Source organism: Trinickia violacea (genome assembly GCF_005280735.1).
GTDB lineage: Bacteria > Pseudomonadota > Gammaproteobacteria > Burkholderiales > Burkholderiaceae > Trinickia_A > Trinickia_A violacea.
Window position 1 is genome coordinate 3,432,117 of sequence record NZ_CP040077.1, and the last position, 18,658, is coordinate 3,450,774.

At 63.3% G+C, this 18,658-nt stretch carries 20 protein-coding genes and 1 pseudogene; 2 read left to right on the top strand and 19 right to left on the bottom strand.

Going from position 1 to position 18,658, the window contains the following annotated elements; translation table 11 throughout:
* Position 1: 1 nt before the first annotated feature.
* The 15 genes and pseudogenes from lepA to FAZ95_RS15750 all read right to left on the bottom strand — a co-directional run bounded on the left by lepA (position 2) and on the right by FAZ95_RS15750 (position 13,575).
* Positions 2 to 1,795 carry a translation elongation factor 4 gene (gene lepA / locus FAZ95_RS15680; protein ID WP_137333283.1) on the bottom strand — a complete coding sequence of 598 codons (1,794 nt, stop codon included), beginning with the start codon at positions 1,793 to 1,795 and terminating at the stop codon, positions 2 to 4.
* 227 nt (positions 1,796 to 2,022) lie between these two features.
* Entirely contained in the window at positions 2,023 to 2,289 is a 267-nt protein-coding gene (locus tag FAZ95_RS15685; RefSeq protein ID WP_137333284.1) for a glutaredoxin family protein, read from the bottom strand.
* Positions 2,289 to 3,824, bottom strand: coding sequence for a DegQ family serine endoprotease (locus tag FAZ95_RS15690; protein ID WP_137333285.1), 1,536 nt, complete (start codon positions 3,822 to 3,824; stop codon positions 2,289 to 2,291). The genes FAZ95_RS15685 and FAZ95_RS15690 overlap by 1 nt, the downstream gene beginning before the upstream one ends.
* Positions 3,825 to 3,843: 19 nt before the next feature.
* Positions 3,844 to 4,887, bottom strand: coding sequence for a MucB/RseB C-terminal domain-containing protein (locus FAZ95_RS15695; RefSeq protein ID WP_137333286.1), 1,044 nt, complete (start codon positions 4,885 to 4,887; stop codon positions 3,844 to 3,846).
* Positions 4,888 to 4,891: 4 nt separating this feature from the next.
* On the bottom strand, positions 4,892 to 5,527 hold the full coding sequence (locus FAZ95_RS15700) for a sigma-E factor negative regulatory protein (RefSeq protein WP_437437706.1): 636 nt from the start codon (positions 5,525 to 5,527) through the stop codon (positions 4,892 to 4,894).
* Between the two features lie 16 nt (positions 5,528 to 5,543).
* A pseudogene (gene rpoE / locus FAZ95_RS15705) lies at positions 5,544 to 6,170 on the bottom strand (RNA polymerase sigma factor RpoE).
* 102 nt (positions 6,171 to 6,272) lie between these two features.
* Positions 6,273 to 6,680, bottom strand: coding sequence for a hypothetical protein (locus tag FAZ95_RS15710; protein WP_137333287.1), 408 nt, complete (start codon positions 6,678 to 6,680; stop codon positions 6,273 to 6,275).
* A 56-nt stretch (positions 6,681 to 6,736) separates the two neighbouring features.
* Positions 6,737 to 7,975, bottom strand: coding sequence for a beta-ketoacyl-ACP synthase II (gene fabF, locus FAZ95_RS15715; RefSeq protein WP_137333288.1), 1,239 nt, complete (start codon positions 7,973 to 7,975; stop codon positions 6,737 to 6,739).
* Between the two features lie 167 nt (positions 7,976 to 8,142).
* The gene (gene acpP, locus FAZ95_RS15720; protein WP_004197638.1) at positions 8,143 to 8,382 is read right to left on the bottom strand and encodes an acyl carrier protein; all 240 of its coding nucleotides are present in this window, start codon (positions 8,380 to 8,382) and stop codon (positions 8,143 to 8,145) included.
* Positions 8,383 to 8,531: 149 nt separating this feature from the next.
* Complete coding sequence (gene fabG / locus FAZ95_RS15725) at positions 8,532 to 9,281, bottom strand: 3-oxoacyl-ACP reductase FabG (protein WP_137333289.1); 750 nt, start codon at positions 9,279 to 9,281, stop codon at positions 8,532 to 8,534.
* A gap of 72 nt (positions 9,282 to 9,353) precedes the next feature.
* Positions 9,354 to 10,286 carry an ACP S-malonyltransferase gene (gene fabD / locus FAZ95_RS15730; protein ID WP_137333290.1) on the bottom strand — a complete coding sequence of 311 codons (933 nt, stop codon included), beginning with the start codon at positions 10,284 to 10,286 and terminating at the stop codon, positions 9,354 to 9,356.
* Positions 10,287 to 10,365: 79 nt separating this feature from the next.
* Positions 10,366 to 11,355 (bottom strand): beta-ketoacyl-ACP synthase III, encoded by a 990-nt coding sequence (locus FAZ95_RS15735; RefSeq protein WP_137333291.1) that lies wholly within the window; start codon positions 11,353 to 11,355, stop codon positions 10,366 to 10,368.
* Entirely contained in the window at positions 11,355 to 12,461 is a 1,107-nt protein-coding gene (gene plsX, locus FAZ95_RS15740) for a phosphate acyltransferase PlsX (RefSeq protein WP_137333292.1), read from the bottom strand. The genes FAZ95_RS15735 and plsX overlap by 1 nt, the downstream gene beginning before the upstream one ends.
* Before the next feature lie 184 nt (positions 12,462 to 12,645).
* The gene (gene rpmF, locus FAZ95_RS15745) at positions 12,646 to 12,825 is read right to left on the bottom strand and encodes a 50S ribosomal protein L32 (RefSeq protein WP_074263835.1); all 180 of its coding nucleotides are present in this window, start codon (positions 12,823 to 12,825) and stop codon (positions 12,646 to 12,648) included.
* Between the two features lie 108 nt (positions 12,826 to 12,933).
* Positions 12,934 to 13,575: a YceD family protein gene (locus tag FAZ95_RS15750; protein WP_137333293.1), complete on the bottom strand. Its 642-nt coding sequence runs from the start codon at positions 13,573 to 13,575 to the stop codon at positions 12,934 to 12,936.
* Between the two features lie 282 nt (positions 13,576 to 13,857).
* On the opposite strand from FAZ95_RS15750, the gene FAZ95_RS15755 reads away from it, so the two are divergent.
* Together FAZ95_RS15755 and FAZ95_RS15760 are read left to right on the top strand one after the other, a co-directional pair.
* Positions 13,858 to 14,478 carry a Maf-like protein gene (locus tag FAZ95_RS15755; RefSeq protein WP_137333294.1) on the top strand — a complete coding sequence of 207 codons (621 nt, stop codon included), beginning with the start codon at positions 13,858 to 13,860 and terminating at the stop codon, positions 14,476 to 14,478.
* The gene (locus FAZ95_RS15760) at positions 14,475 to 15,194 is read left to right on the top strand and encodes an SAM-dependent methyltransferase (RefSeq protein WP_137333295.1); all 720 of its coding nucleotides are present in this window, start codon (positions 14,475 to 14,477) and stop codon (positions 15,192 to 15,194) included. Before FAZ95_RS15755 ends, FAZ95_RS15760 begins: the two co-directional genes overlap by 4 nt.
* A 69-nt stretch (positions 15,195 to 15,263) precedes the next feature.
* Here FAZ95_RS15760 and FAZ95_RS15765 read toward each other — a convergent pair whose 3' ends face one another.
* Genes FAZ95_RS15765 through FAZ95_RS15780 form a run of 4 tightly spaced genes read right to left on the bottom strand, consistent with a single transcriptional unit; the run spans position 15,264 to position 18,396 of the window.
* Positions 15,264 to 16,286, bottom strand: a complete 1,023-nt coding sequence (locus FAZ95_RS15765) for a S49 family peptidase (protein WP_137333296.1) — start codon at positions 16,284 to 16,286, stop codon at positions 15,264 to 15,266.
* 18 nt (positions 16,287 to 16,304) lie between these two features.
* A complete protein-coding gene (locus FAZ95_RS15770; protein WP_137333297.1) occupies positions 16,305 to 16,697 on the bottom strand; it encodes a Rieske (2Fe-2S) protein in 393 nt (130 codons plus the stop codon).
* Positions 16,694 to 17,353 (bottom strand): HAD family hydrolase, encoded by a 660-nt coding sequence (locus FAZ95_RS15775; protein ID WP_137333298.1) that lies wholly within the window; start codon positions 17,351 to 17,353, stop codon positions 16,694 to 16,696. Before FAZ95_RS15775 ends, FAZ95_RS15770 begins: the two co-directional genes overlap by 4 nt.
* Before the next feature lie 23 nt (positions 17,354 to 17,376).
* The gene (locus tag FAZ95_RS15780; protein WP_137333299.1) at positions 17,377 to 18,396 is read right to left on the bottom strand and encodes an RluA family pseudouridine synthase; all 1,020 of its coding nucleotides are present in this window, start codon (positions 18,394 to 18,396) and stop codon (positions 17,377 to 17,379) included.
* Between the last annotated feature and the right edge of the window lie 262 nt (positions 18,397 to 18,658).

An 18,658-nucleotide genomic window follows, 5' to 3' on the forward strand; every position in this document is an offset into this window, starting at 1 on the left:
GTTATTTGTCTTCGACGCGCAAGATTGCGAGGAAAGCCTCCTGCGGGATCTCGACGGACCCGACTTGCTTCATTCGCTTCTTGCCTTCTTTTTGTTTTTCCAACAGCTTCTTCTTCCGCGTGATGTCGCCGCCGTAGCACTTCGCGAGCACGTTCTTGCGCAATGCCTTGATGTTTTCGCGCGCGATGATGTGCGCACCGATCGTCGCCTGAATCGCGACGTCGTACATCTGGCGCGGGATGATCTCGCGCATCTTCGCCGCCACTTCGCGGCCGCGATACTGCGACTGCGAACGGTGGACGATCACCGACAGCGCATCGACCTTGTCGCCGTTGATCAGCATATCGACCTTGACGACGTCCGACGCGCGATACTCCTTGAACTCGTAATCCATCGACGCATAGCCGCGCGATACCGACTTCAACCGGTCGAAGAAGTCGAGCACGATTTCCGCCATCGGGATTTCGTAGGTCAGCTGCACCTGACGGCCGTGGTACTGCATGTTGATCTGCGAGCCGCGTTTTTGCGTGCACAGCGTGATGACCGAGCCGACGTAATCCTGCGGCATGTACAGGTTCACGGTGACGATCGGCTCGCGAATCTCTTCGATCTTCGGCGGCTCCGGCATCTTCGCCGGGTTCTCGACTCTGATGAGCGAGCCGTCGCGCTGCACGACTTCATAGACCACCGTCGGTGCGGTGGTGATGAGGTCCATGTCGAACTCGCGCTCCAGCCGCTCCTGCACGATTTCCATGTGCAGCAAACCGAGGAAGCCGCAGCGGAAACCGAAGCCGAGCGCCTGCGAAACTTCCGGCTCGTATTGCAGCGAAGCGTCGTTCAGCTTCAGTTTTTCGAGCGATTCGCGAAGCGCGTCGTACTGGTTCGCTTCAACCGGATACAGACCGGCGAACACCTGCGGCTTCACTTCCTTGAAACCGGGCAGCGGCTCGGAAGCCGGCTTGTTCGCGAGCGTGACCGTATCGCCGACCTTCGCCGCCGTCAGTTCCTTGATGCCCGCGATGATGAAGCCCACCTGCCCCGCCGACAGGGTTTCGAGATCCTTCGACTTCGGCGTAAACACGCCGATATGCTCGACCGGGTATTGCGCGCCGGTCGCCATCATCTTGATCTTGTCCTTCGGACGCAGCGTGCCGTTGACGATGCGCACGAGCATCACAACGCCGACGTAGTTGTCGAACCACGAATCGATGATGAGCGCCTGCAGCGGCGCCTCGGGATCGCCCTTCGGCGGCGGCACCTTCGCGATCAGCGCCTCGAGCACGTCTTCGACGCCCTGCCCCGTCTTCGCGCTGCAACGCGTGGCGTCGGACGCGTCGATGCCGATCACGTCCTCGATTTCCTCAATCGCGTTTTCCGGATTGGCGGCGGGCAGGTCGATCTTGTTCAGAACCGGGACCACTTCGACGCCCAGTTCAATGGCCGTATAGCAGTTCGCGACGGTCTGCGCCTCGACCCCCTGGCTCGCATCGACAACCAGCAGCGCGCCTTCGCACGCCGACAACGAGCGACTGACTTCGTACGAGAAATCGACGTGCCCCGGCGTGTCGATCAGGTTCAGGTTATAAACCTTGCCATCGCGCGCGCGGTAGGACAGCGCCGCGGTCTGCGCCTTGATCGTGATGCCGCGCTCGCGCTCGAGGTCCATCGAGTCGAGCACTTGCGATTCCATTTCGCGGTCGGACAATCCGCCGCAAATCTGGATGATGCGATCGGCGAGCGTCGACTTACCATGGTCGATGTGCGCAATGATCGAAAAGTTACGAATATGATCCATTCAGTGCCGATCAAGCGAAAAAGGCGCGCTCGGACGACTGCGGAGCACGCCTTGTAAGTAAATGAAAAACTTGTCTATTTTAGCCGAAAAGGCTTTCCCAGGGCGGATTTTGCCGGTCTCGACGCCGCGCGCCTGGCGCTGCTGGGCAAAGCGCCGCCCGGTAACCGGCAGGTAAATCGCGCCACGGGCATTCCCGCCTCGAACAGCGAACGACAATAAGCGAGAGGTCAAATCCGCGCGGCCCGAATCGCAAGCGCGGCACGCACGCGCGCCGCATCGAGCCGGTAGTGGCACAACTCGACGCCTTCGCACACCAGCACCGGCACCAGCTCGTTATAAAGCGCCTCGAGCACCGGGTCGGTATCGACGTCGACCAGGGTGACCTGCGCGCCGAACTCCGCCAAGAGCGGCTCGAGTTCGGCACGCATGTCGTCGCACAGATGACACCACGCGCGCCCGTACAACGTCAGCCGTGGCGCGCGCGATGCATCCATTATTTCTGCGCCGGGGTCCGAGGCCGGATCGGCACGAACTGCGTGTTGTCGCCGCGTCGCACGAGCACCGCGACCATCTTTTGCGGATCCAGACGCGCGGTGACATCGTCGAATTGCTTCGCGCTCGAGATGTCGGTATCGCCGACGCGCAGGATGATGTCGCCTTTCTGCAGACCGACGCGCGCTGCGGGCCCGTCCACGACGTCGACTTGCACGCCGCCGTTGCGCAGCTTCAGTGCCTTCTGCTGATCGGCCGGGATGTCGACCACGGCGATGCCGAGCACGTTGCTTGCGCGCTCCTTCGGCGACGGCGACTTCTTGCCCTGGTCTGCCTTCGCGGTCTTATCGCTCTGCATCTCGACGACCGTGATCGGCAGATCGCGCACCTGCCCCTTGCGCCAAACCGTGATCGTCGCCTTCGTGCCGGGCTTCGTGTCGCCGACCATGCGCGGCAGGTCGGTCGCCGTATCGACCGGCTGCCCGTTGAACTTGAGGATGATGTCGCCCGGCTGCACGCCTGCCTTGTCCGCCGGACCGCCCGGCTCGACGCTGGAGACGAGCGCGCCTTGCGACTTCGGCAATCCGAGCGAATCGGCCACATCCTTCGTGACTTCGCCAATCGCGACCGCGATCCGCCCGCGCGTCACCTTGCCGGTAGCTTTCAACTGATCGGCGACGCGCATCGCTTCGTCGATCGGAATCGCGAACGAAATGCCCATGAAGCCGCCGGTACGGCTATAGATCTGCGAGTTGATGCCGATCACTTCGCCCTGCATGTTGATCAGCGGGCCGCCCGAGTTGCCGGGGTTCACAGCGACGTCGGTCTGGATGAACGGCAGGTAGTCGCCGGTGTCGCGGCCCTTGGCGCTGACGATGCCCGCCGTGACCGTGTTGTCGAGCCCGAACGGCGAGCCGATCGCGACGACCCACTCGCCGACTCGGACCTTGTTCGAATCGCCGATCGTGACGGTCGGCAGGTTGTTGGCGGTGATCTTGACGACCGCGACGTCCGTCCGGTCGTCGACGCCGATCAGCTTTGCCTTGAATTCGCGCTTGTCGGTCAGCGTGACGTAGATGTTGTCGGCATCGTCGATCACGTGGGCGTTCGTCATCACGTAGCCGTCGGCCGACAGGATGAAACCCGACCCGACGCCGCTGTTTTGCTCGGCATCGGCGTTGTCCGGCGAATCCGAACCGCCGCTGCCGCCGCCGTTGTCGCTGTTCCCGCCGCCACCGCCGCCGTTGCCGCCCCGGGGCGTGCCTGGCTGCGGCAACGGAATGCCGAAGAAGCGGCGGAAGAACTCCGACATGTCACCTTCGTCCATGCCCGGCGGCAGCGCGCGGGAGCTGTTGTTGTCGCTCGTGACGCGCGTGGTCGTGCGGATGTTGACGACGGCTGGCCCTACCTTGTCGACGAGATCGGTGAAATCGGGCAGATTGGCTGCCGGCATCGCCGACGCCGAATGGGGCACGAGCGGCAGACAGACTGCCACGGCCGCGGCCGCGAGAAATTTGCGCACCGAGAGATTCGTCATAGGGAGGGAAACCGAAGAATTACTTGGGAGCCTTGTATTCTATGGCAGACGCAAACTGCTGCAAGGTTGTTTGCGGAACTTCGCCAAGCAACGTGATCCAGTAGTCGCCGTACCGCTTGACCAGGACATGTGTCGCCCCGCTGCTGCCCGTCCCTTCTTTACGTGAGTTCTTTTCGGCCGGCTCGATGAAGATGGAGATGGCCGAGAGGCCGTCCGAGAACACGGCCTGATCGACCGGAATCGGCGGATCGCCGGCGTCGCGCGCGGCCATCGGCCTGCGCAATTCGCGAATCTTTTTGAAACCTGCCACGGGCGGCGTCATTTGCCAGCCTTGCGCTTCCATGTCGACCGGTTCGACCGGCGGCCGCACGAGGGTCCAGCCCGTCGTATTGCGGATGCCGGCGGCGATCGATGCCTTCTCGGCCGGCCCGCCGATGCGCAGTTGCGTAAACGAGATCTGCTCCAGCACCTGCCCGCTCGAATCGAGCGTTTGCGCGCGCAGCAGCAGGCCCGTCTTGGCGTCCGCCCAGAGTTTGTAGGCGAAGCGATAGCTATCCTTGGGATCGAGTTCCATGACCGTGGCGTCGATGCCCGCCACGCGGTCAGGGCCGAGCACCTTCGGATCGTAGACGGTCAGGACCTGGTCGGCGTTCGTGCCGAGCAGCGCGGGAAACGAATCCTTGTTCTGGCGCTTCTCGATCACGCACAGACGCCGCTCCGGAACGAAGGTGTAAAGCTCGTCGTTATGGCGCAGCAGCTTACGCGGCTTGCCGTCGAGGCTTTCGAGCTGCTCGAACTCGCCGTCGCTGCGCGTTGCGTAATGCGAGATGCGCGACGATTGCACGAACGTGCCGCGCTGATAGACGAAGGTGCCTTCGTAATTTTCCTGCTGCGCAGCCTGATGGATTCGATCAAGCCACTCTGCGGCTCCCTTGCGGGCGACCGCCGAATCGCTGGCTTGCGCGAATACCCGCGGCGTGACGGACAACAATGCGGCGGCACAGAACAGAAATACCGGCAGCCGCCCCCAAACAGTGGTCTTGTTCAACCGCAGGTTCCGCATCAGTCTATTGGCCTTGCGTAGTAACGGCAGCGGCGCGGATCAGCGGCATCGAGCCCGGCACCACAGGCTGTTGAGCAAACTGCTGATGCGCTTCGAGGTATTGATCGAGGCTTGCGTCGCGGATGATGTTCATGTCTTGCGCGGGACGCGTCGCGCCCGTCGGCACGGACGCCATCGCAACTCTCTGCACGCCATCCGACCCGGCCGACGCCATCTGCACGCCGCCCGTCGTACCGTCGACACGCTGCAGTTGCGGCACGACGATCCAGGTCAGCGTTGCAGCTGCGGCGGCAACGGCGAACACCGGAACGACGCGGCGGCGCAGCGCCGATAGCGGCTTCTTCGAAGCCGGCAGCGCCGCAGGCGCGAGCACATGCGGCTCGGCTTCCAGGCGAGCGGCGAAGCCCGCGAGAAACGCGCTGCTCGTTGCCGGGCTCACCGCCAGGTCATCGGAACGCAGCGCGTCGCCGATCAGGTGGTAGCTCGACCACGCAGTGCGATCTTCGCCGTTCAATTCGGAGAAGTGACTGCCAAAACCCTCGACTTCGCCCAGCGACTCACCGTCGACAAAAGCGGATAAGTCGTAGCGCGCCAGCGACTCACCGCCAATCGCATGATGCTCGCCCGATTCTTCCGACACCCCGTAGTGACACCACCTAACCCAGTTCCTTGCGCCACGCCAGCCCAGCCGAGTGACCACTGCTACCAGTTCGCCGCGGCCCAGCAAGGCACGGTAAGGCCACAATGGCTTCGCGAGCACGAAAAATACGAGACCTGACGGTGCCGATCGGGCACCCCATCATTTCCGCGATTTCCTCGTAGCTCAGACCTTCAATTTCACGAAGAGTAATGGCGGTGCGCAACTCTTCCGGTAAAACCGCCATCGCAGCATTGACCGTCTCTGCGATCTGCTTGCTCATCAACATCGACTCGGGCGTGTTGATATCCCTTAGTTGGTCGGCATCCGAAGTCAGCGCCTTGCATCAGCTTAGTCGTCGCCGATCCCGCCGACCCTCATCGCGAAGTAATTCTTGGCGGTGTTGACCGCAATTCGGTACAACCACGTATAGAACGTTGACCGCGCGGTACAACCACGTATAGCGCGCGACTCGCCGCGAAATTGTCCGGCGCCCGCGTGCCTCGACCTCGGCGGGGTCCCGCACGAGACGCGAGATCAGCCGAATGATCTTGCGGTGGTATTTGGTGACCAGCAGTTCGAACGCTGCCTTGTCGCCCTTCTGGACGCGTTCGACCAAGACCTGATCAATTTCTTTTTCGCTCACCTGATAAATCCGTTCACTGAGAAGTGCCCCGCGGAGCGCTATTGTAGCGTCCCCGTCATCGCCGGACGTTACGCGAGTAACAGCCGTTACAGTCGTTACAGCTCAGCGCGCCCCGTGGCGGGCCCTCACGGCCAGCTCGCGGAAAGAATCGGGAGACAGCGAATCGGCCGGAATCAGAAGCGGGCCGACCCGCCCTTTTCCGTCTCGGGCGGCAACGGCCAGCACCAGGAGGAGACCGGTCCACTGCGAAAAGCCAACGATACGACCGGCAAGCATCACTGCGCCGGCACGGCTCAAGGCCACGATGCCATCCGGCCCGATTTTAAGCGCAGCAGGCCGCCGCCGCTCATGAGCAAGCATGCCCAGCATCAATATCGAGAGAGTGGCCGCGGCGAACCAGACCGCTTGCGCGATGCCGAAGCGAGGCGCGACAACGGTATAGACAGCGCAGGAGGCGATCAGTGCGAACACCGCCATCGCCCCAAGCAGCGCGGCGGAGCGCCGCAGCACGATAGGCTGCGGCGCTCCGCTCGAGGACCCGACGTACAGATCGCCAGTCAAACAGCTCAAGCGCGCTTGAACACCAGCGTGCCGTTCGTGCCGCCGAACCCGAACGAGTTCTTCAGCGCGACGTCGATCTTCATCTCCCGCGCCGTATTGGCGCAGTAGTCGAGATCGCACTCCGGGTCTTGATTGAAGATGTTGATGGTCGGCGGCGACACCTGGTGATGCACGGCCAGCACGGTGAACACCGACTCCAGCCCGCCCGCGCCGCCCAGCAAGTGCCCGGTCATCGACTTCGTCGAGTTCACGACCACCTTCTTCGCGTGGTCGCCGAATGCTCGCTTGATGCCGGTCGTTTCGGCCAGATCGCCAAGCGGCGTCGACGTGCCGTGCGCGTTCAGGTAGTTGACCTGATCGCCGTTGATGCCGGCGTTCTTCAGCGCGGCCAGCATGCAGCGGCGAGCGCCGTCGCCGTCTTCGAGAGGGGCGGTCATGTGATAGGCGTCGCCGCTCATCCCATAGCCGGAGATTTCCGCGTAGATCTTCGCGCCACGCGCCTTCGCGTGCTCGTATTCCTCGAGCACCATGACGCCGGCACCTTCGCCGAGCACAAAGCCGTCACGATCCTTGTCCCACGGACGGCTGGCCGTCGCCGGATCGTCGTTGCGCTGCGACAGCGCGCGCGCCGCCGCGAAGCCGCCGATACCGAGCGGCGAGACGGTCGATTCGGCACCGCCCGCGATCATCACGTCGGCATCGCCGTATTCGATCAGGCGCGAAGCTTCACCGATGCAATGCAGGCCGGTCGTACACGCAGTGACGATCGACAGGTTCGGGCCTTTGAAGCCGAACTTGATCGACAGATGGCCGGAAATCATGTTGATGATCGACGCCGGCACGAAGAATGGCGAGATACGGCGCGGACCGCGATTGAGCAACTCCGTCTGCGTGACTTCGATCATCGGCAGACCGCCGATGCCCGAGCCGACGACCACACCGACCCGCTCCGCATTCTCTTCGGTAACTTCGAAACCGCTGTCCTGCATCGCCTGGATGCCCGCGGCCACGCCGTAATGGATGAACGTATCCATATGGCGCGCTTCCTTGGCCGGGATGTAGTCTTCGATGTTGAAGCCCTTGACCTCGCCGGCGAAGCGGGTCGAGAAGTTCGTTGCGTCGAACTTCGTGACGTTGGCAATGCCGGACTTGCCGGCCAGCAAATTGGCCCAGCCGTCGGCAACATTATTGCCAACAGGCGAAATCAGCCCGAGGCCGGTAACAACAACACGACGGCGGCTCACGGTAACCCCTTTTCCATAGAATGACAAAAGCAAAAGCCACAGCGGCCACAGGAAACTGCCCTGTGAGCCCTGTGGCTGTTAGTTCGGCACCTGCGCGGCACCTGCGTCAGCATCCAACGTGAACGCGTCAAACGCAGCCAACTCGGCAACGAGCGCGTAAATCGTGCTTACGCCTTGACGTTGGCGCGAGCGTAGTCGATCGCTTGCTGGACGGTCGTGATCTTCTCGGCTTCTTCATCCGGAATTTCCATGCCGAATTCGTCTTCCAGCGCCATCACGAGTTCGACCGTATCCAGCGAGTCAGCGCCGAGGTCGTTCACGAACGACGCTTCGTTCTTGATCTCAGCTTCGGCAACGCCCAGTTGTTCTGCGACGATCTTCTTGACGCGCTGTTCGATATTGTCCATTACCCCTCCGAGGGAAAGAAGTTCAAAAATACGAGTGCGCGCATTTTATCAGGTTTGCCCAGGCAAAAAAGGCGCGCACAGGTTGGTGGTAAGGCAAGCGCCAAGCGTTCTCGCGAACGTACCAAGGCGCGGATAATAAACGAATTTCGTTACGACATGAACATGCCGCCGTTCACGTGCAGCGTCGTGCCGGTGATATACCCGGCCTGCGGCGATGCAAGGAACGCGACAGCGTGCGCGATGTCGTCCGGGCTGCCCAGGCGGCCCAGCGGAATTTGCGCCTTCAGCGCGGTTTGCTGCTCTTCCGGCAGGACCTTCGTCATGTCGGTATCGATGAAGCCCGGCGCGACGCAATTCACGGTAATGCCGCGGCTGCCGATTTCGCGCGCCAATGCACGCGTCATCCCGGCAACGCCGGCTTTCGCGGCGGCATAGTTGGCCTGGCCCGGATTGCCGGCCGAACCCACCACCGAGGTGATGTTGATGATCCGGCCGCCACGCGCCTTCATCATCGGACGCAGCACCGCACGCGACAGTCGGAAGACGGCCTTGAGGTTGGTGTCGATGACCGCGTCCCAGTCGTCGTCCTTCATGCGCATCGCGAGCTGATCCTGCGTGATGCCCGCATTGTTGACGAGCACGTTCAGCGCGCCGAACTCCTTCACCGTCGACTCGATGAGCGCTTCCACGGCCGCTCCGTCGTTGACGTTGAGGACTGCGCCGCGGCCCGTTAGCCCTTCGCTCGCGAAGGCTTCGCCGATGCCGTTCGCGCCGGCTTCGCTCGTCGCCGTGCCGATCACGGTCGCGCCTTGACGCGCCAGTTCGAGGGCGATCGCCCGGCCGATGCCGCGCGACGCACCCGTGACGATCGCGATCTGTTTATCGAGAGTCTTTCCCATGTTTGTCCGGATTGCCTACTTTCAGGCGGTTTGGATTCTGCCCAGCCGATTGCCAATGTGGCTTGATGCAACTCAAGCGGTCACGAGCTTGAGCATTTCGTCGAGCGACGCCGGATCGGTGATGGCGCCACCGACCAGGTTGCCGTCGATCCGTTTCGTCAGCCCGGCGAGCACCTTGCCCGGACCGCATTCGATCACGTGCGTCGCGCCTTGCTTGGCGATCGCCTGCACGCACTCGACCCAGCGCACCGCGCCGGCGGCCTGGCGCACCAGCGCGTCCTTGATCGCGGCTGGTTCGACGACCTGCGCAACATCGACGTTGTTCACGATCGAGATCTGCGGCACGCTGACCTCGACGCCCGCCAGGTACTCGCGCAGCTGATCCGATGCGGGCTTGAGCAGCGACGAATGGAACGGCGCCGAAACGGGCAGCGGCAGCGCGCGTTTTGCGCCCTTCGCCTTGGCGATTTCGCACGCCTTCTCGACCGCGGTCTTGTGTCCCGCGATCACGACCTGTGCCGGCGCGTTGAAATTGACCGCTTCGACAACGCCCTCGCTCGACGCCTCGGCGCAAGCCGCGCGCACGGCGTCGTCGTCGAGGCCGAGAATCGCCGCCATGCCGCCGACGCCGACCGGCACCGCCGTCTGCATCGCTTGCGCGCGAAAGCGCACGAGCGGCACCGCATCGCGAAACCGGAGCGCACCGGCTGCAACGAGCGCCGTGTATTCGCCGAGGCTATGCCCCGCGACGATCGACGGCGCCGGACCGCCTGCCTGCTGCCACGCGCGATAGCACGCGTAGGCTGCCGTCAGCATGACGGGTTGGGTATTCGTCGTGAGATTCAGATCGTCGGCCGGACCTTCGGCGATCAATTTGCCGAGATCCTGATTCAATGCGTCGGACGCTTCCTGAACGGTCTCGCGCACGATGGCGTGATCGGCGAATGCGTTGAGCATGCCGACCGACTGCGAGCCCTGCCCAGGAAAAACGAACGCAAATTTCATATCGTCCCCAATTTGGTGAATTCGAATTCGGATGGTCGTGCGCTACGGCGCCGCAGCCGGCGCACGCACGCAGCCGCCATCAATAGCGAATGACGGATGCACCCCAGGTGAAGCCGCCGCCGACGCCTTCGATCAGCACGTTCTGGCCGCGCTTGATGCGCCCGTCGCGCACGGCGACATCCAGCGCAAGCGGAATCGATGCCGCCGACGTATTGCCGTGCTCGCCCACCGTGACGACCATCCGCTCCTGAGGCAAGCCGAGCTTGCGGCAGGTGCTAGTCATGATACGGATATTGGCTTGGTGCGGAATCAGCCAATCGACCTGTTCGGGAGCCAGATCCGCCTTGCTCAGCGCTTCGATCGCCACTTTCTCGAGCACATTGACGGCGAGCTTGAACACCGCTTGGCCATCCATATGAAGGAACGCGCTGCCGGCAATGACGCCGCCGTTCACGTGGCCCGGCGTGCAGAGGATGTCCGAATGGCTGCCGTCGGCGTGCAGCGCGCTCGCGAGCACACCCGGTTCGTCGGAAGCCTGCAGCAGCACGGCGCCGGCGCCGTCGCCGAACAGCACGCACGTCGTGCGGTCGTTGAAGTCGAGAATCCGCGAGAACGTCTCCGCGCCCACGACGAGCGCGGTGCGATGCTGACCGCTGCGGATGAAGTTGTCCGCCGTCGAAAGCGCATAAGCGAAGCCGGAACACACGGCCTGCACGTCGAACGCGGCACCGTTGTTCTTGATTCCGAGCTTGTTCTGCAGCAGACACGCCGAACTCGGAAACACGAAATCGGGCGTGGACGTGGCGACGATGATGAGATCGATCGATTGCGGGTCGATATCGGCCGCTTCGATCGCGCGTTGCGACGCGATCAGTGCAAGATCGCTCGTGGTGACATTGGGTTCGGCAAAATGACGCGCATGGATGCCCGTGCGGGCGACGATCCATTCGTCACTCGTCTCGATGCCGTTCTTCGCGAGACGGTCTGCCAACTCCTGATTCGTGACTCGCCCAGGCGGCAGATAGCTGCCCGTGCCGAGCACGCGGGAATACATTTTCGATTGAGCCATTATGCCTTCGAGGATTGCGCAGCGTAGGGCTCGGCTGGCTGGCCGGCGGGAGGGCTTGCGTAACCCGCACCGTTTGCATCGCGCGCCGCCTGTTCGAGGGGGGATGCGTTCTCTTCCATCGCGCGCACGAGGCGCTCCAGCACGCCGTTTTTGACGGCATCATACCCGCGTTTGATTGCCCACTCAAACGCATAGGCATCCGCCGAACCGTGACTCTTGATGACGAGACCGCGCAGGCCGAGCAGCGCGGCGCCGTTGTATTGACGATGGTCGACGCGCTTCTTGAAGCGCATCAATACCGGCATCGCGAGCACCGCCATCACCTTGGTGAGAAGCGAGCGCCCGAATTCCTCGCGGATGATCTCCGCCAGCATTTGGGCGAGACCTTCCGACGTCTTCAGCGCGACGTTGCCGACGAAACCGTCGCAGACGATGACATCCACCGTGCCCTTGTAGATGTCATTGCCTTCGACGTTACCGCGGAAGTTGAGCGTGCTCGAGCGCAGCAGCTCGCCTGCGCGCTTGATCGTCTCATTGCCTTTGATGACTTCTTCGCCGATGTTGAGGAGGCCGATGGTCGGCCGGTCTTTGCCTTCGAGCGCGGACACGAGCGCGTGCCCCATCTCCGCGAATTGCAGCAGATGCTGCGGCTCGCAATCGACGTTGGCGCCCAGGTCGAGCATCGTCGTGTAGCCGGTCGGGTTCGGCAAGGCGAACGCGATCGCCGGACGCTCGATGCCCGGAAGCGTTTTCAGCACGTAGCGGGAAACGGCCATCAACGCGCCGGTGTTGCCGGCCGAGATGCAAGCCTGCGCCTCGCCTTCCTTGACGCCGTTGAGCGCGACGCGCATCGACGAGTCTTTTTTCTTGCGAAGCGCAACTTCGACAGGGTCGTCCATCGCCACCACTTCGGATGCCGGGACGACGATCAGCGCGGGGTTATCCAGCGCCTTGCACTTCTTGAGTTGGGCACGAATCGCAGTTTCGATGCCGACGAGCCTCAACTGCACGTCGGGATGCGAACGAACGAAATTGACGGCAGCAGGCACGGTCACGGACGGGCCGTGGTCGCCTCCCATGCAATCAATCGTGAGCTTTATGGTCATGGAGTGCGACGAATTTCAGGCGCTCTGCATAGGATCGCAGCAAGTCGCTAAAGCGCTGACTGCGATCGACACAAAAAAGCGGCAGTTGAATGCCGCCTTTTGCCGAGCCGGGAAAATGTCAAGCGAGCCGATCGCCGCGCGCGAAACCACTGATGAATACAGTATGCGTCGCGCGCTGAAACGATTAGTCGTTCTTCGTCTTGACGACTTTCTTGCCGCGATAGTAGCCGTTCGGGCTGACGTGGTGACGCAGATGCACTTCACCGGTGCTCGGCTCGACGGCCAGGGGCGCAGCGCTCAGGAAATCGTGCGAGCGGTGCATGCCGCGCTTCGACGGCGACTTCTTGTTTTGTTGGACTGCCATGATAACTCCTAAAAATTTTCCGAATTCTAACACAGCCCGACTTAAGGATAGCCACTGGCCGGATAGCCAGGGCGCCCAATCGCGCTACTCCTGCAACTGTTCAACGCTTCAGTGCTTTTGGCCGCCGGGGCCGCCGCGCTTCAGCGCTTCGAGCGCCGCAAACGGGTTCGGCTTGCCGGGTTCACCGTCCGCCTCGCCCTGCTCCTCACCGGTTTCTTCGACGTCTTCGGCGCTGCCGACGCCTGAGACGAGACTCTCATGCACCTGCGGACAGACGTCATGCTTCGGCACGAGCGGAAGAGAAAGCAGCAGCTCCTCTTCGATCAAGTCGACGAGATCGAATTGGCGCGAGCCCACGATCACATCGACTTCATCGTCGTCGAGCGGGAATTCCTCCGCTTCCTCTTCGGTGGCCACCAGCCGGTAAATGGCATCGACATCGAACGCCTGCTCATACGGCGCGAGACAACGCTGACATTCGAGCCATGCGGACCCGTGCACGGCGAGCCGCAGGTAAGGCTGCTGCCCTTCAGTGCCGTCGTCCTGCATTTCCGGCTGCGTCGAACCCTCGGCTTGCCAGGTGAACGCGGTGTCGCGATCTGGCGCTTCCTCGGGGACTTCGTTTAACATGCGCGGCAGTTGCGACACGCGCACGGCACCCGCGGCCTGCCGCCCGCTGCGCGCAAATTCGAACACGTCGAAATCACGCGGGTTGACGGCGCCAGCAGGTTTGCCAGGATGTTCGGTCATGTGCACTCCTGCTTCGGCGAGGGCATCTTGGCCGGCCTATTCAGCCTGCGAGCTGCCCGCTGGGTTGTCCGCCGGTTGCCCGCGGATTGCCCGGTTAATCGGCATGCAGACGGGCTTCGAGCGGGAATCGGGAACGATCATTCCGCCCCACGCGCGTATAGCACACCGATGAAAAGCCCAGCATCATATCCGCTTTATCTTTACGAGTCAAACACTTAAGGGTGCGCCGAGCGCACTGCCCGCACGCCCCTTTTGCCTGCCCTACAAACTGTCTTTCAGACCATGCCGGATTCCCTCGATCGCCCATTGCGGCTGATTCTTGCCTCCAGTTCCCGCTATCGCCGCGAACTGCTCGAACGCCTTCGCCTTCCATACGAGGTCATCGTGCCCGCCATCGATGAAGCCCCGCTCGCGGGCGAGGCGCCGGCCGCCACCGCGCTGCGGCTCGCCGAAGCGAAGGCGCGCGCGGTCGCGCTCGGCATCGACGCCGGGCAGCGCGCGCTCGTGATCGGCTCGGACCAGGTCGCCACCTTCGACGGCCACCCGATCGGCAAGCCCGGAACGCACGAGAAGGCGCTCGCGCAGCTTCAAGCGATGCGCGGCCGCGAAGTCGAATTTCACAGCGCGCTTTGCCTGCTCGACAGCGGCGACGGCTCGGCCCAAGTCGAAGACGTGGTCACGCGGGTACGGTTTCGCGATCTGCCGGACGCCGAACTCGACGCTTACCTGCGCACCGAGACGCCCTATGACTGCGCCGGCAGCGCCAAATCCGAAGGGCTCGGCATCGCGCTGCTCGACGCGATCGATTCCAACGATCCGACCGCGCTCATCGGACTGCCGCTGATCGCGCTGACGCGCATGCTGCGCTCGGCGGGCTATCCACTCTTGCGAGGTGCGCGATGAGCGGCGTCCTGTATTTGATTCCGAACACGCTCGGCGAAGGCGACGCCGACGCGCTCGCTGCCGTGCTGCCCGCAGCCGTTCAGGCGCGCGCCGGCACGCTTGGCTACTACATCGGCGAAAACGCGAAAACGACCCGCGCGTTCCTGAAGAAAGTCGGCACCGAACGGCCGATTCAGGAAATCGAGATCCGCGAACTCAACGTCAATACGCCCGCCGGCGAAATCGACCGTCTGCTGGCGCCGATTCTCGACGGCGCCGATGCGGGACTGGTCTCCGAGGCCGGCTGTCCGGCCGTCGCCGATCCCGGCGCGCTGCTCGTGCGACGGGCGCACGAGCGAGGCGTGAAGGTCGTGCCGCTCGTCGGTCCGAGTTCGATTCTGCTGGCGTTGATGGCCTCCGGCCTGAACGGCCAGAGCTTTGCGTTCCACGGTTATCTGCCGGTCGATGCGGCCGAACGCGCGAAGCGCCTGCGCGAGTTGGAACAGCAATCGCGCAAAGCGAAGCAGACACAGATTTTCATCGAGACGCCCTACCGCAACCGCGCGCTGCTGGACACGCTGATCGCGACGTGCGCGCCTTCGACGCTGATTTGCGTCGCGGTGGACCTGACGCTGGAAACAGAGACGATCGCGAGCCGCCCGGCTGCCGAATGGAAGAAGGCGCCGGCGCTCGACCTGCACAAGCGGCCGGCGATTTTCCTTCTGCTGGCGGTTTGACGGCCCACGCGGGCCGCAGAGCGAAGCCGAGCCGTGCCGGGCCATCTGCCTCGCCCGGCAATCCGCCCATCAGCGCAACTGCATCTTCCCGCTGAGGATCATCGCGTGCATGGCGGCATCGCCCACCGCCGCGCCGAACTTGCGGGCGACGCGATCGGAAAGGCTTTCCTTCACCGTGTAGTCGACGATGTCCGGCGCCTTGATGACGTCGCGCGCGACGTAGTCGGCATCGCCGAAGGCATCGGCGAGGCCCAGCTCGACGCTCTTTTCGCCCGTCCAGAACAGGCCCGAGAAAATCTCGGGCGTTTCGTGCAGACGCTTGCCGCGCCCCTGACGCACGGCGTCGATGAATTGCTGGTGGATTTGGTCGAGCATGGCTTGCGCGTGCGCATCCATGGCCGGCGTATCGGGCGAGAACGGGTCGTAGAAGCCCTTGTTTTCGCCTGATGTGCGCAGACGTCGCTGGATGCCGAGCTTGTCCATCAGCCCAGTGAAACCGAAGCCGTCCATCAACACACCGATCGAGCCGACGATGCTCGCCTTGTCGACGTAGATCTTGTCGGCTGCCGCGGCCACGTAGTAACCGCCTGACGCACACATATCGCCGACCACCACGTAGAGCGGCTTGCTCGGGTACTTGGCGCGCAGCCGGCGGATCTCGCGGTTGATGATGCCCGCCTGCACCGGACTGCCGCCCGGGCTGTTGATGCGCAGGATCACGCCGACGGTGCCGTCGTCGTCGAAGGCATTGTCGAGCGCGGTGTTGATGTCTTCGGCGCTCGCGTTCGTATCGGACGAAATTTCGCCATCGAGCGAGACGAGCGCAGTGTGTCGGCCGCCCGTCGAAACCTTATCGCCGGAGAAATCGAACAGCCCCCAGACGACGAGCAGCAACACCGCGAGGAACGCGAAGCGGAAGAAGATTTTCCAGCGGCGCGCCGCGCGTTGTTCGTTGATGGCGGCAAGCGCGATGCGCTCGAGCGCCGCGCGCTCCCAGTTCGGCTCGCGCTCTTTGGCGCGCCCGCCGCCGTTTTCAGGCGGCGAGGCGGGGCTGGAGGGTTCGTTGGAATCCGGAGTGAGGTTGTCGGCCATGCTTCGTCGATTTGGAAATCAAAGGGTGGCCGGACGCAGGTCGTCGTCGGGCAGCCAGAACACGGCGCGGCCTTCCGGCGTATCCCGCTCGTCGACCTGAACGGGACGCAGCCTGCCGCCACGGCACGGGCCGCCGACACAGCGCCCGGTGTCCGGCGCGTAAATCGCGCCGTGCGTGGCGCACATCAAGTATAAGCCCGACGATTCGAAGAACTGGCCCTCCATCCAGTCGAGCTCCATCGGCACGTGCGCGCAGCGGTTCAGATAGCCATACGCGTGACCGTCGTAGCGCACGAAGAACACGACCGCGTCGCCGCCGAGATAAGACGCCGCCATGCGCACGCCCATGCCGCCGTCGACGAGTTCGTCGGATGCGCAGACACGCACCGGCTCGAGCGCCGCCTCGCTCATGCGTAGTCCCTGAGCCACTGGGCGAGCGACGCGACGCTGTCGGCAACGAAGCGCGGTTCGAGCGCCGACAGCGCGTCGGCGGGATGCGCGCCGTAGGTCACCGCCACGCTCGCGGTGCCCGCGTTGGTGGCCATCTGCAGATCGTGCGTGGTGTCGCCGATCATGACCGTGCGATCGAGATCCTGCCCCAATTCGCGCGTCAGTTCGTGCAACATCGCCGGATGCGGCTTCGAAAACGTCTCGTCCGCGCAGCGGGTGCCATCGAAAACGCTCGTCAGATGCATCTGGTCGAGCGCGCGATTCAGCCCGACCCGGCTCTTGCCGGTCGCCACGCCCAGCAGATAGCCGACGTCGCGCAGCTCCTGCAGCATTTCGCGCACGCCGGCGAACAGCTCCTGGTATTGATCCTTCGCCAAATAATGGTAGCGATAGCGCTCCGCGAGACGCGGATACTCGGACGGATCGAGCGTCGGCGCGGCGATTTGCAGCGCGTCGCGCAGCCCGAGGCCGATCACGTAGCTCGCCGCCTCGTCCGCCGGCACCGGCAAGCCGAGATCGCGGCATGCCGCCTGAATGCTGCGCGTGATGTGCGCCGTCGAATTCATCAGCGTGCCGTCCCAGTCGAAGACGATCAGATCAAATTGCTGTCGAGCCATGCGTTTGTCGGTCCTCGTACTGGTTAAAGCGCGGTGCGCGGCGCGCTCTCGTCGCGCATTTCATTGAGCTGATCGATGAAACTCCGGCAGTCGGCCGGCAGCGGCGCGTCGAATTGGAGCGGCTCGCCGCTGATCGGATGCGTGAGGCGCAGCCGGTGCGCGTGCAGGAACATCCGCTTGAGGCCCGGCCGGGCGTTCGCGCGGGCCAGCGCCTTGTTCAAGGCGAAATCGCCGTATTTGGCGTCGCCGACGATCGGCAGCCCCAGATGCGCCAGATGGACGCGAATCTGGTGCGTGCGCCCGGTTTTCAATTCCGCTTCGAGCAGCGCGTAGTCGGGCCAGCGGTCGACCAGGTTGAACACCGTGTGCGACGGCAGGCCATCCTGCTGCACGCGCACGCGTCGCTCGCCTTCAGGCGTCGAATATTTGTGCAGCGGCTCCTTGACCGCGCGCCGGCGGCCCCAATCACTCGACCACTCGCCGTGAACGCACGCGTAGTAGCGCTTGTCCATCTTGTTGTCGCGAATCTGCTCGTGCAGGCCGACAAGCGCCGCGCGCTTCTTGGCGAGCATCAGGATGCCGGACGTCTCGCGGTCGAGCCGGTGCACCAATTCGAGGAATTTCCCTTGCGGCCGCGCTTCGCGCATCTGCTCGATCACGCCGAACGCCACCCCGCTGCCGCCGTGCACAGCGACGCCGGCGGGCTTGTCGATCACGAGCAGGTGCTCGTCTTCGAACAGAACGTCGAAGTGCGCGGCCGGCACCGGCCCGGCAAACTCCTCCGTGGAGCCCTGTGCGACCCGCACCGGCGGCACACGCACGACGTCGCCATAGGCGAGCCGGTATTTCGCATCGACCCGGCCCTTATTGACGCGGACTTCGCCGCTGCGCAGGATGCGGTAAATATGACTTTTCGGCACACCTTTGCAGATGCGCAGTAAAAAATTATCGATACGCTGCCCCGCCGAACCGTCATCGATATGTATCATCGAGACTTGGTCGCTTGCGACTGAATTCTGGGATGTTTTGCCTAACTCATTCATTCTGAATATAATTTGCCCAGCAGTCTGCGGTAGACGGCGCGTTGGCCGGAAACCGGGCGGATTGCACGAGGTGCAAGCGAGAAACCGTTATTTTACTTGCTTACTTGCGCCGAGGGCTGGTTGCTCGCCCTTAAAAACGAGAAGCAACAAGTTGCACGCACGGCAACTGCACCCGGCAGGGACGGCGCCCACAGGCGCGTTCGGTCAGGGTCGGTGCCGACGGTAACGGAATTTTGGTAAAAAAGAATTTATTTGGTGAGCC

What these genes read in the sequence shown, in the direction of transcription:
- lepA (WP_137333283.1), bottom strand. Translation starts at nt 1,795, where the DNA reads ATGGATCATATTCGTAACTTTTCGATCATTGCGCACATCGACCATGGT.
- FAZ95_RS15685 (WP_137333284.1), bottom strand. Translation starts at nt 2,289, where the DNA reads ATGGATGCATCGCGCGCGCCACGGCTGACGTTGTACGGGCGCGCGTGG.
- FAZ95_RS15690 (WP_137333285.1), bottom strand. Translation starts at nt 3,824, where the DNA reads ATGACGAATCTCTCGGTGCGCAAATTTCTCGCGGCCGCGGCCGTGGCA.
- FAZ95_RS15695 (WP_137333286.1), bottom strand. Translation starts at nt 4,887, where the DNA reads ATGCGGAACCTGCGGTTGAACAAGACCACTGTTTGGGGGCGGCTGCCG.
- acpP (WP_004197638.1), bottom strand. Translation starts at nt 8,382, where the DNA reads ATGGACAATATCGAACAGCGCGTCAAGAAGATCGTCGCAGAACAACTG.
- fabG (WP_137333289.1), bottom strand. Translation starts at nt 9,281, where the DNA reads ATGGGAAAGACTCTCGATAAACAGATCGCGATCGTCACGGGTGCGTCG.
- fabD (WP_137333290.1), bottom strand. Translation starts at nt 10,286, where the DNA reads ATGAAATTTGCGTTCGTTTTTCCTGGGCAGGGCTCGCAGTCGGTCGGC.
- FAZ95_RS15735 (WP_137333291.1), bottom strand. Translation starts at nt 11,355, where the DNA reads ATGGCTCAATCGAAAATGTATTCCCGCGTGCTCGGCACGGGCAGCTAT.
- plsX (WP_137333292.1), bottom strand. Translation starts at nt 12,461, where the DNA reads ATGACCATAAAGCTCACGATTGATTGCATGGGAGGCGACCACGGCCCG.
- rpmF (WP_074263835.1), bottom strand. Translation starts at nt 12,825, where the DNA reads ATGGCAGTCCAACAAAACAAGAAGTCGCCGTCGAAGCGCGGCATGCAC.
- FAZ95_RS15750 (WP_137333293.1), bottom strand. Translation starts at nt 13,575, where the DNA reads ATGACCGAACATCCTGGCAAACCTGCTGGCGCCGTCAACCCGCGTGAT.
- FAZ95_RS15755 (WP_137333294.1), top strand. Translation starts at nt 13,858, where the DNA reads ATGCCGGATTCCCTCGATCGCCCATTGCGGCTGATTCTTGCCTCCAGT.
- FAZ95_RS15760 (WP_137333295.1), top strand. Translation starts at nt 14,475, where the DNA reads ATGAGCGGCGTCCTGTATTTGATTCCGAACACGCTCGGCGAAGGCGAC.
- FAZ95_RS15765 (WP_137333296.1), bottom strand. Translation starts at nt 16,286, where the DNA reads ATGGCCGACAACCTCACTCCGGATTCCAACGAACCCTCCAGCCCCGCC.
- FAZ95_RS15770 (WP_137333297.1), bottom strand. Translation starts at nt 16,697, where the DNA reads ATGAGCGAGGCGGCGCTCGAGCCGGTGCGTGTCTGCGCATCCGACGAA.
- FAZ95_RS15775 (WP_137333298.1), bottom strand. Translation starts at nt 17,353, where the DNA reads ATGGCTCGACAGCAATTTGATCTGATCGTCTTCGACTGGGACGGCACG.
- FAZ95_RS15780 (WP_137333299.1), bottom strand. Translation starts at nt 18,396, where the DNA reads ATGAATGAGTTAGGCAAAACATCCCAGAATTCAGTCGCAAGCGACCAA.